Source organism: Kitasatospora sp. NPDC059577, from assembly GCF_042735475.1.
Classification (GTDB): Bacteria; Actinomycetota; Actinomycetes; order Streptomycetales; family Streptomycetaceae; genus Kitasatospora.
The window spans coordinates 66,311-68,604 of record NZ_JBHWBZ010000041.1 but is presented as its reverse complement, the minus strand read 5'-3'; the positions used below and the strand labels follow the sequence as shown (position 1 = coordinate 68,604).

Below are 2,294 nucleotides of genomic sequence, written 5' to 3'. Positions count from 1 at the left end.
CGTCTCGCTGGCCGGCGGGGCCCGGCGCGCGCGCCGTGGGCGACCGGGCGGGGGGCGCTCGGGGGGGGCGCGGCGCCCCCGGCGCCCACGCCCGTCGCTGCCCCTCGCCGTCCTGACCGGCCGGATCGTCGCCGGGGCCGGTGGGTTCCGTGACCGGATGGCCGAGGGCGATCGGGCGGACCGGCTTCTGGCGGTGATGGTCGATCGTCTGGCGGAGGCCGGGCTGGTCAAGCGGCGCGGGCGGCAGCGGACCGACTCCACGCACGTCCTGGCGGCAGTTCGGCGCCTGGACCGGATCGAGCTCGTCGGGGAAACCCTGCGCGCGGCCCTGGAGGAGCTGGCCGCCGCCGACGAGGAATGGGTCTCCGCCCTGGTCGCCGACGAGTGGGCCCGACGTTACGGCCGGCCGGTGCGCTACGACCGGCTGCCCAGGGAGACCAAGGAGCGAGAGCAGTACGCGCTCAGGGTCGGCGAGGACGGCATGCGGCTGTTCCAGGCCCTCACCGCTCCCGACACCCCAGCCAGGCTTCGGCGGCTGCCGCAGGTGGAGGTGCTGCGACAGGTCTGGGTCCAACAGTACTGGTTCGACGAGCACGACACTCTACGATGGCGTGGGCCGAAGCAGGCCCGTGACAGGCAGAGCCGACGCCATACCGCCCGCCGGACGACTTCCTCGGGGGCGGCAGCCGAGGGCAGACCGGATCCGGCGACGGCACGTGTCCCCTGGTCGTCGGTGGAGATCGTCTCTCCTCACGATCCTCAGGCGCGCTTCAGCCACAAGCCCGGCAAGGCCGAGTGGGTCGGCTACAAGGACCACCAGACTGAGACCTGCGACGACGGCCTGCCCAACGTGATCGTCCACGTCGCCACCACGCCGGCGCCCGAGCAGGACATCGACGCCCTGGAGAGGATCCACGCCGATCTCGCAACGCGCGGTCTCGCCCCGGCGAGCACCTGGTCGACGGCGGATACGTCACCCCGGCCACCATCCACCGGGCCAAGACCCAGCACGGGATCGACCTGGTCGGCCCGGTCCGCCTCGCCCCAACCTCCCGCGCCCACCCAGGGTTCAACAAGGAAGACTTCATACCCAACTGGCAGGAAAGAACGTTGACTTGCCCGAACAGCGCGACCAGCCCGTCATGGAAGCCGACACTCTCCGACGGCCAGGAGCGCATGTCGGTGCTCTTCCCCCGCGCCACCTGCCGGGCCTGCGATGACCGCTTGAAATGCACCGGCAACGTCGACGGCAAGGGCCGGCACATCCTCCTCCTGCCCCAGCCTCTGCAGGAGATCCAGAACCGGGCACGACGCGACCAGCAGACCAGGCCCTGGCGCGAGCGATACTCCCTCAGGTCCGGCTGCGAAGCCACCGTCTCCGAGACCGTGCACGCCCACGGCCTACGCCACTGCCGCTACCGAGGCACAGCGAAATCCCACGTCCAACACGTGCTCACGGCGGCCGGAACCAATCTCATCCGCCTCCACCAGCATCAGCCGGGCAACACCCGGACCAGCCCCGCAACCCGCTTCACACGCCTCTGCCGCCAGACGATCGACCGGACCCAAACCGACAGCTGCTGAAGATCACCAACAGCATCCAGAAGTTGAGCCAGAGCCCGAACTCGTGAACAAAGCCAAGGCGCCCGTTGATCTGCATCGGCGCGTAGGCGTCGACGACCGCCTTGCAGTCCTCGGGCAGGCCGGTGCCGATCTCGGCTTCCAAACCGGTCCAGGCCTGCGGGCTGGCGAGACGCTGCTCGTCGGGGGCGAGCATGGCGAAGACTTGTGGCCGCGTTCGGCTCCCGCTTGCTCCTGCCGCTGGCTGCCGGGTCCGGGTGCCGGGTGCCGGGTCCGGGTGCCGAACATCAAGGTCGTGGTCGCCCGCGGGGGCAGCGAGGGGCCGACACGCCTGCCCGCTCGGGGGTCCGGGCGGCGGGCTGGCCTCTTGCTGGACGCGTCGTCGCCATGCCAGGGCGGAACCCCTTGTGTCCGAACCAGCCGCTAGAGTGATCACTTGTCCTCCGGGCGACCATGTCTGCAGGATGGATGAGGGGGGTTCACACATGACGACGCGGAGAATACCCGCCTATCTCGCTGCGGCTGCTGCCGCCGTGCTGGTGACGGGCTGCACCAGCGGGGCAGCAGTAGGTGGTGGAGGTACGGCGGTTGGCGGGGGGGGGGGGCGCGGGGCGGGGGGGGCGCCCCCCCCCCCCCCCCCCCGCCCCCCACCCCCCCCCCCGCCGCCCCCCCCTGTCGCTCGGGCCTCCCCGACACCCCCAGCCCCCGCGCCC

General features: G+C 71.8%; 3 protein-coding genes. 2 read left to right on the top strand and 1 reads right to left on the bottom strand.

The genetic code is table 11. The features are described 5' to 3' along the window. Positions 1 to 157 precede the first annotated feature (157 nt). Both ACFV0O_RS27225 and ACFV0O_RS27220 read left to right on the top strand, forming a co-directional pair. The gene (locus ACFV0O_RS27225; RefSeq protein ID WP_380346159.1) at positions 158 to 1,114 is read left to right on the top strand and encodes a hypothetical protein; all 957 of its coding nucleotides are present in this window, start codon (positions 158 to 160) and stop codon (positions 1,112 to 1,114) included. Then, entirely contained in the window at positions 1,111 to 1,584 is a 474-nt protein-coding gene (locus ACFV0O_RS27220; RefSeq protein ID WP_380346157.1) for a transposase, read from the top strand. Before ACFV0O_RS27225 ends, ACFV0O_RS27220 begins: the two co-directional genes overlap by 4 nt. On the opposite strand, the gene ACFV0O_RS27215 is transcribed toward ACFV0O_RS27220, so the two are convergent. Then, positions 1,532 to 1,777, bottom strand: coding sequence for a hypothetical protein (locus ACFV0O_RS27215; RefSeq protein ID WP_380346155.1), 246 nt, complete (start codon positions 1,775 to 1,777; stop codon positions 1,532 to 1,534). The two genes, ACFV0O_RS27220 and ACFV0O_RS27215, sit on opposite strands and share 53 nt — an antisense overlap. Positions 1,778 to 2,294 lie beyond the last annotated feature (517 nt).